This window comes from Kitasatospora sp. NPDC058170, from assembly GCF_042883905.1.
GTDB lineage: Bacteria > Actinomycetota > Actinomycetes > Streptomycetales > Streptomycetaceae > Kitasatospora.
Genome location: NZ_JBHVUV010000032.1, coordinates 93806 through 101694, shown reverse-complemented (window position 1 = coordinate 101694; position 7889 = coordinate 93806). Strand labels below are relative to the sequence as shown.

At 71.9% G+C, this 7889-nt stretch carries 7 protein-coding genes; all 7 read right to left on the bottom strand.

The window, feature by feature from the left end; all coding sequences use genetic code 11:
• Positions 1–181 precede the first annotated feature (181 nt).
• Positions 182–1705, bottom strand: a complete 1524-nt coding sequence (locus tag ACFVVX_RS30670; RefSeq protein WP_387950334.1) for a CoA-acylating methylmalonate-semialdehyde dehydrogenase — start codon at positions 1703–1705, stop codon at positions 182–184.
• A gap of 210 nt (positions 1706–1915) precedes the next feature.
• Positions 1916–2827 carry a hypothetical protein gene (locus ACFVVX_RS30665; RefSeq protein ID WP_387950332.1) on the bottom strand — a complete coding sequence of 304 codons (912 nt, stop codon included), beginning with the start codon at positions 2825–2827 and terminating at the stop codon, positions 1916–1918.
• A 49-nt stretch (positions 2828–2876) separates the two neighbouring features.
• Positions 2877–3308: a hypothetical protein gene (locus ACFVVX_RS30660; protein ID WP_387950330.1), complete on the bottom strand. Its 432-nt coding sequence runs from the start codon at positions 3306–3308 to the stop codon at positions 2877–2879.
• 145 nt (positions 3309–3453) lie between these two features.
• Positions 3454–4848 carry an NAD(P)/FAD-dependent oxidoreductase gene (locus ACFVVX_RS30655; protein ID WP_387950329.1) on the bottom strand — a complete coding sequence of 465 codons (1395 nt, stop codon included), beginning with the start codon at positions 4846–4848 and terminating at the stop codon, positions 3454–3456.
• Positions 4849–5001: 153 nt separating this feature from the next.
• The gene (locus ACFVVX_RS30650) at positions 5002–5805 is read right to left on the bottom strand and encodes an ABC transporter permease (RefSeq protein ID WP_387950328.1); all 804 of its coding nucleotides are present in this window, start codon (positions 5803–5805) and stop codon (positions 5002–5004) included.
• Positions 5805–6749, bottom strand: coding sequence for an ABC transporter permease (locus tag ACFVVX_RS30645; RefSeq protein ID WP_387950326.1), 945 nt, complete (start codon positions 6747–6749; stop codon positions 5805–5807). Before ACFVVX_RS30645 ends, ACFVVX_RS30650 begins: the two co-directional genes overlap by 1 nt.
• Positions 6746–7888 carry an ABC transporter ATP-binding protein gene (locus ACFVVX_RS30640; protein ID WP_387950325.1) on the bottom strand — a complete coding sequence of 381 codons (1143 nt, stop codon included), beginning with the start codon at positions 7886–7888 and terminating at the stop codon, positions 6746–6748. The genes ACFVVX_RS30645 and ACFVVX_RS30640 overlap by 4 nt, the downstream gene beginning before the upstream one ends.
• Position 7889: the final 1 nt, after the last annotated feature.

The window sequence follows — 7889 nt, the reverse complement described above, 5'->3', positions numbered from 1 at the left end:
AAGTGGTGTTTCAGTGGATTGGCCGCCCCGGGACCGTCCGCGCCAATGCGTGTCCGGTGCTCCCAGCCGAGCGACTAGAGAACACTACGCCCATCGGCAGGCGGACGCAAACGGAGCGCAAAGAAGCCGGCCGGGCCCTCGGGGGAAGGGTCCGGCCGGCTGCTCGGGGTGAGCGGGTGGCTCAGCTGTTGGTCGGGAAGCCGAGGTTGATGCCGCCGTGCGAGGGGTCGAGCCAGCGCTGGGTGACGGCCTTGCCGCGGGTGAAGAACTGCACGCCGTCGGGGCCGTACGCGTGGGCGTCGCCGAACAGCGAGGCCTTCCAGCCGCCGAAGGAGTAGTAGGCGACCGGGACCGGGATCGGCACGTTGATGCCGACCATGCCGACCTCCACCTCGTACTGGAAGCGCCGGGCCGCGCCGCCGTCGTTGGTGAAGATGGCGGTGCCGTTGCCGTAGGGGTTGGCGTTGATCAGCGCCACGCCCTCCTCGTAGGAGTCGACGCGCACCACCGAGAGCACCGGGCCGAAGATCTCGTCGTTGTAGACGGACATGCCCGGCTTCACGTGGTCGAACAGCGTGGGGCCGAGCCAGAAGCCGTCCGCCGTCGGGGCGCCGTTGCGGTCCTCGGTGGTGATCGGGTGCTTGCGGCCGTCCACGGCGAGCTCGGCGCCGTCGGCGACACCGGACTCGACGTACGAGGTGACCTTGTCCCGGTGCTGGCCGGTGACCAGCGGGCCCATCTCCGAGTCGCCGTTGCAGCCCGGGCCGACCTTCAGGGTGGCCATCCGCTGCTTGATCTTCTCGACCAGCTCGTCGCCGATCGGGTCGACCGCGACCAGCACCGAGATCGCCATGCAGCGCTCGCCGGCCGCGCCGAAGCCGGCGTTGATGGCGGCGTCGGCGCTGAGGTCCAGGTCCGCGTCGGGCAGGACCAGCATGTGGTTCTTCGCGCCGCCGAGGGCCTGCACGCGCTTGCCGTAGCGGGTACCGGTCTCGTAGACGTACCGGGCGATCGGGGTGGAGCCGACGAAGCTGACCGACTTGATGTCGGGGTGTTCCAGCAGCCGGTCGACGGCGACCTTGTCACCGTGCACGACGTTGAAGACGCCGTCCGGCAGGCCGGCCTCCTTCCACAGCTCGGCGAGGAAGTTGGCCGCGGACGGGTCCTTCTCCGAGGGCTTCAGCACGACGGTGTTGCCCGCGGCGATGGCGATCGGGAAGAACCACATCGGCACCATGGCCGGGAAGTTGAACGGCGAGATGATCGCGACCGGCCCGAGCGGCTGGCGGATCGAGTAGACGTCGATGCCGGTCGAGGCCTGCTCGGTGAAGCCGCCCTTGACGAGCTGCGGGATCCCGCAGGCGTACTCGACGACCTCCAGGCCGCGGGCGATCTCGCCGAGCGCGTCGGAGTGCACCTTGCCGTGCTCGGCCACGATGATCGAGGCCAGCTCGTCCCGGCGGGCGTTGAGCAGCTCGCGGAAGCTGAAGAGCACCGTGGAGCGCTTGGCGACCGAGGCGTTGCGCCACTCGCCGAACGCGGCGGCGGCGGCGGCGACCGCCTGGTCGACCTCGGCGATCTCCGCGAAGTCGACCTGGCCCGCGACCTGGCCGGTGGCCGGGTCGAAGATGTCACCGCGGCGGGGCGCGGCACCGGCGGTGGCGACCGCCTCGCCGCCGATCCAGTGGATGAGGTGCTTGCTCAAGGTACGTCTTCCTCCGAAGTCCCGGGCGGCGTCCTGCCAGCGGTCCCTTGTGTGGCGCCGCCCGCAGGTGGGCCGGGCGACGGGATCACGGGGCTGCCGCGCTCATCACCCAGTCTGGTCGCCGCCACCGCCCGGCTCAACGAACAGGCTGACGGGGATCGGGGATTCAGCCTTACAGGTCGTCGGACCGGTACTCCGAACGGGCGAAGCTCAGGCCTCCCCCGCCTCCGGAGCCCCCTCCGGAGCCGTCCCACCGTCCGCCTCGTGCACCTCACCCACCCCGTCGGCCTCACCGACCCCACCGGAAGCGGCCTCGCCCAGGCCGTCCCCGTCGGCGGCATCGGCGGCGTCGGCCGCCTCCTCCACGTCCTCCAGGTACGGATCGTGCAGGCCGTCGGCGGCCTCCTGGGTCTCCAGCAGGTCCAGCCGGAGGTCCTGCGACCAGGCCAGCGCCCACCGCTTGAGCCCGCCGACCGCGCTCCCGGCGAGGCCGCGCGCCCGGAACCGGCCGTCGGCGGCCTCGGCCAGCGTCTCCAGCCGGTCGGCGAGCACGGCGGGCTGGAAGTCCGCGTCCAGGGCGCCGGCCAGCGCGAGCAGCTCCCCCTCCCGGTACCAGGAGGTGGTCAGGGCGTGCACGTCGATCAGGTCCCGCGGCATGCCCCGGTCGGCGAGCAGCGCGGTGGTCAGCGCGGCCGCGTCCTCCAGGGCGACGACCGTGACCTCCAGCGGAGCCGTTTCGGTCCCTCCGCCGAGGTCGAGCCGGACCGGGCGGTGGCCGAGCGGTTCCTTGCGCAGCTCCACCGCGTGGGTGCGCCCGCCCAGGGTCAGCCGGACGGAGAGCTGCTCCAGCCGCGGGGTGCCCGGCCGCTCGGCGACCCCGCCGCCGGCCGCCCGGTAGGCGGCGGCCAGCTCGTCGGCGGCCTGGGGAAGCTCCGTCCCGCCGCTGGTGACCAGGGTGATGCCGTCCTGGGCGCAGGCCGGTACGCCGTGGGCGCGCAGCGCGTGCCCGCCGGCCAGGGCGAGGCCCAGCCGGTCGCAGACGGGACGGGCCAGCTCGACGAGGCGCAGCTGGGCCGGGCCCGGGCGGAGGGACGCGTCGACGGCGTCCGGGGCGGTGGTCACGCCTCCAGTCTGACGCGGCCGCCCGTCCCGCGCGCCCACGGAGCCGCCGCTACTCCTCGGTGAGCCGGGCCACCGCCTCGTGCAGGGCGAGCTCCAGCATGACCGGGTCGTTGAGCCGTCCGGAGCCGTCCGGCGGGACGAGCCAGCGCAGGCCGCGGTTGCGCCGGCTCGGGTGCGGGACGGCGATCCAGGTGCCCTCGCCCGCGCAGCGCACGCCGGTGCCGATCCACCGGGCGGCGGTGCCGACGGGGACGAGGAAGCCGATGTGCTCGTCCCCGCCGTCGGCGAGCACCGGGCCGCAGAGGCCCGACGCCAGGATGTCGAGGGCCGGCCGGCCGAGGCGCCCGGGTACCGAGAGGACGTCCCAGCGCCGCCCGGCCGGGAGCAGCGCCAGGCCGAAGCCGGTCCGCTCCCACTGCAGCCGGAAGGCTTCCGGGTCCGACGCCGCCCGGGCGAGCCAGTGCAGTCCGGTGCTCTCCATGTCCTGTCCCCGTTTCTCAGCGCTGACGCTGGTCGTGGCGCGACGGGAAACAGAGACCCGCCGTCACCAACGAGAGGCGGACGGCGGGTCTCTCTTACACACAACCAGGAGGTGGGCGGAGTCGGGGCGCCTCCGTCGGCCGGGTTCAGCTGTCGAAGCCCAGGCCCAGCCGGTCGAGCGTGCGCAGCCAGAGGTTGCGGTGGCCGCCGGTGCGGTCCGCGCGCTCCAGGGAGCGGGTGGTGATCTCGATCCCGGCCCAGCGGACCGGCTCGGGCGGGAACGGCAGCGGCTTGCTGCGGACCATCTCCAGCGAGGTGCGCTCGGTGCGCTGCCCGGCGAGCAGGTCGAGCATCACCTCGGCGCCGAAGCGGGTGGCGCCGACGCCGAGGCCGGTGTACCCGGCGGCGTAGGCGACCCGGCCGCGGTAGGCGGTGTCGAAGAACGCCGAGAACCGGGTGCAGGTGTCGATGGCGCCGCCCCAGGCGTGGGTGAAGCGCAGCCCCTCCAGCTGCGGGAAGCAGCGGAAGAAGTTGTGCGCCAGCGTCCGGAAGGTCTCCGGCCGCTGGTCGTACTCGCTGCGGACGTGTCCGCCGTAGTTGTAGACCGCGTCGTAGCCGCCCCAGAGGATGCGGTTGTCGGCGGAGAGCCGGAAGTAGTGGAACTTGTTGGCGCTGTCGCCGAGGCCCTGGCGGTTGCGCCAGCCGATCGCGGCGAGCTGCTCGGCGCTGAGCGGCTCGGTCATCAGCGCGTAGTCGTACACCGGGACGACGAACGGGCGGACCCGCTTGACCAGCGACGGGAACACGTTGGTGCCGAGCGCGACCCGGCGGGCGAAGACCCGGCCGTAGGGGGTGCGGACGGCCATGCCGCTGCCGTACTCGTGCAGGTCCAGGGCCCGGGTGTGCTCGAAGATGCGGACGCCCTGGGCCTGGCAGGCGGCCTTGAGGCCCCAGGCGAGCTTGGCGGGGTGGACCATCGCCACGCCCTCCTTGTCCCAGATCCCGCCGAGGAAGGTCGGTGAGTCGACCTCGGCGCGCAGGGCGTCGCCGTCGAGCACGGTGACGTCGAGGCCGTACTCGGCGACGGCCTCGGCGATCTCGTGCAGCTCGGCGAGCTGGTGGGGCTGGGTGGCGACGTCGATCTCGCCGGTGCGCTCCCACTCGGCGTCGATGCCGTAGCGCTTGAGGGTGGCCTCGATGCCGTCGAGGTTGGCGGCACCGAGGCGTTCCAGCTGGCCGAGTTCGGCGGGCCAGCGCTGCAGGCCGTTGCCGAAGCCGTGGGTCAGGCTGGCCGCGCAGAATCCGCCGTTGCGCCCGGACGCGGCCCAGCCCACCTCGTTGCCCTCCACCAGCACGACGTCCAGCGAGGGGTCGCGTTCCTTGGCGATGAGGGCGGTCCAGAGGCCGGAGTAGCCGCCGCCGACGACCAGCAGGTCGCACTTGGCGTCGCCGACCAGGGCGGGCAGCGCCGCCGGCCGGCCCGGGTCCTCCAGCCAGAAGGGGGTGGGCCTGGCGTCACTGAGTGCGCGGGCGGAGTCCATGCATTATCAGCCACTTTCTGAACATCGGGGATGGTTTGCCGGTCACCCCCGACGGTACGTCGGGGGTGCGCCGGTCGTGGGTCGGACGCGGGTCGGGCGCGGGTCGAGCCGTGACCCGGTGGGTCGGCCGTGGTGGCCAGGGCCGGACGCGGGTCAGGCGGTGGCCTTCCGGCGGTTCCCCAGCCACTGGCCGCCCACGGTCAGCGCGACGGCGGCGATGAACATCGCGGTGCCGATGACGTTCACCTGCACCGGGATGCCGCGCTGCGAGGCGCCCCAGACGAACATCGGGAAGGTGACCGTGGTCGGGCCCGAGTTGAACTGGGTGATGATGAAGTCGTCGAAGGAGAGCGCGAAGCTGAGCAGCGCGCCGGCCGCGATGCCGGGGGCGGCGAGCGGCAGGGTGACCCGCAGGAAGGTCTGGACCGGGGTCGCGTAGAGGTCCTGGGCGGCCTGTTCGAGCCTCGGGTCCATGCTCATCACGCGGGCCTTGACCGCCGTCACCACGAAGCTGAGGCAGAACATGATGTGCGCGATGAGGATGGTGGTGAAGCCGAACGGGATGCGCATGTTGAGGAAGAGCGTGCCGAGCGAGGCGGCCATCACCACCTCGGGCATCGCCATCGGCAGGAAGATCATCGCGGTGGTGGCGGCGCGGCCGCGGAAGCGGTAGCGGGCCAGCGCGAAGGCGACCATGGTGCCGAGCACGGTGGCTCCGACGGTGGCGAGCACCGCGACCTGGAGGCTCAGCGAGAGCGACTGGCACATGTCGGCCACGCCGCACGGATTGGTCCAGGCGTCGGTGGAGAACTCGGACCACTCGTAGTTGAACTTGCCGACCGGCTTGTTGAACGAGAAGGCGAGCACCACCAGGTTGGGCAGCACCAGGTAGGCCAGGGCCAGCAGGCCGGCCAGCACCACCAGGTGGGCGCGGATCCACTTGATCACTCGGGACATCAGACCAGTTCCTCCGTCCCGGCCTTGCGCATGTAGACCGTCACCATGCCCAGGATCAGGGCCATCAGGATGAAGCTCAGGGCGGCTGCCGTGGGGTAGTCGAGCACGTTCAGGAACTGCTTCTGGATGCCGTTGCCGACCATCTGCTCGCTCGGCGAGCCCAGCAGCTGGGCGTTGATGTAGTCGCCGGAGGCGGGGATGAAGGTGAGCAGCGTGCCCGCGACCACGCCGGGCAGCGAGATCGGGAAGGTCACCTTGCGGAAGGTGGTGAACGGGCGGGCGTAGAGGTCGCCGGCCGCCTCGTGCAGGCGCGGGTCGATCCGCTCCAGCGAGGTGTACAGCGGCAGGATCATGAACGGCAGGAAGTTGTAGGTCAGGCCGCAGACCACGGCGAGCGGTGTGGCCAGGACCCGGTCGCCGGAGGTGAGGCCGATCGCGCTGGTGACGTCCAGGACGTGCAGCGTGTTGAGCACGCCGACCACCGGGCCGCCGTCCGAGAGGATCGTCTTCCAGGCCAGCGTGCGGATCAGGAAGCTGGTGAAGAACGGCGCGATCACCAGGATCAGGATGACGTTGCGCCAGCGCTTGCTCGCCTTGAAGGCGATCGTGTACGCCAGCGGGTAGCCGATGGCCAGGCAGAGCACGGTCGCGGTGGCGGCGTAGCCGAACGAGCGGACGAAGTGCCAGCGGTACTCGACCAGCGCGTCCCAGTACGTCGCGAGGTGCCAGGTGACCCGGAAGCCCTCCTCCAGCGAGCCGGTCTGCAGGGAGGTGGAGCCCTGGTAGACCATCGGCACCGCGAAGAAGACGACCAGCCAGGCGATGCCGGGCAGCAGCAGCCAGTACGGGGTGAGCTTTCGCCGGGGCTTCGGGGCCGGCCCGGGGAGCGCGCTCCCGTCCGGTGGTACGGCCTGCGGCGGAGCCGCCGCGGTGGTGGTGGTCACGCCGCCTCCTCCCCGGTGCCCGCGTCGATCGCCTGCGAGGCGTCGAGGGCGAAGGAGTGGGCCGGGTTCCAGTGCAGGACGACCGGGGCGCCGGCGGTGATCCGGGCGTCGCGCTCCATGTTCTGCTCGAAGACCGCCACCTCCTGGCCGCCGTCGATGCGCACCAGGTACTGGGTGGAGACGCCGATGAAGCTGGAGTCGAGGACGGTGCCGGCCAGCCGGTTGCGGCCGTCGACGACCTCGGCGGAGGCGTGCTCGATGGTGATCTTCTCCGGGCGCACACCGAGGTGGACCTTGGTGGCGTCGGTGGCGCAGCGGGCCCGGGGCACGGCCAGTCGGGCCCCGGCCGCGGTGAGCAGCAGGTCGCCGCCCGAGCTGCCGGTGACGTCCGCGGGCAGCAGGTTGGACTGGCCGAGGAAGTTGGCCACGAAGGTGGTGGCGGGGTTCTCGTAGAGGTCGGCGGGTGCGCCGAGCTGTTCGACCCGGCCGCCGTTCATCACCGCGATGGTGTCGGCCATCGTCATGGCCTCCTCCTGGTCGTGGGTGACGTGGACGAAGGTGATGCCGACCTCGGTCTGGATCCGCTTGAGCTCCAGCTGCATCTGGCGGCGGAGCTTGAGGTCGAGCGCGCCGAGCGGCTCGTCCAGCAGGAGCACCTGCGGGTGGTTGATCAGGGCGCGGGCGACGGCGACGCGCTGCTGCTGGCCGCCGGAGAGCTGGTGCGGCTTGCGCCGGGCGTACTGGCCGAGCTCGACCAGCTCCAGCATGTCCTCGACCTGCTTCCTGACGTCCTTGCGGCCGCGCCTGCGCAGGCCGAAGGCGACGTTCTCGAAGATGTCGAGGTGCGGGAAGAGCGCGTAGCTCTGGAAGACGGTGTTCACCGGCCGCTTGTACGGGGGCAGGGCGGTGACGTCCTGGCCGCCGATCAGGACGGTGCCGCTGGTGGGCTCCTCCAGGCCGGCGATCATGCGCAGGGTGGTGGTCTTGCCGCAGCCGGAGGCGCCGAGCAGGGCGAAGAAGGACCCCTGCGGGACGGTCAGGTCGAGTGGGTGCACGGCGGTGAAGGAGCCGTAGGTCTTGCCTATGCCGGTGAGGCGGACGTCGCCGCCCGCGGCCGGGTCGCGCAGCTGGTCTGTCATA

Excerpts from the sequence above, each read along its gene's own strand:
- ACFVVX_RS30660 (WP_387950330.1), bottom strand. The coding sequence starts at position 3,308 with ATGGAGAGCACCGGACTGCACTGGCTCGCCCGGGCGGCGTCGGACCCG.
- ACFVVX_RS30655 (WP_387950329.1), bottom strand. The coding sequence starts at position 4,848 with ATGGACTCCGCCCGCGCACTCAGTGACGCCAGGCCCACCCCCTTCTGG.
- ACFVVX_RS30650 (WP_387950328.1), bottom strand. The coding sequence starts at position 5,805 with ATGTCCCGAGTGATCAAGTGGATCCGCGCCCACCTGGTGGTGCTGGCC.
- ACFVVX_RS30640 (WP_387950325.1), bottom strand. The coding sequence starts at position 7,888 with ATGACAGACCAGCTGCGCGACCCGGCCGCGGGCGGCGACGTCCGCCTC.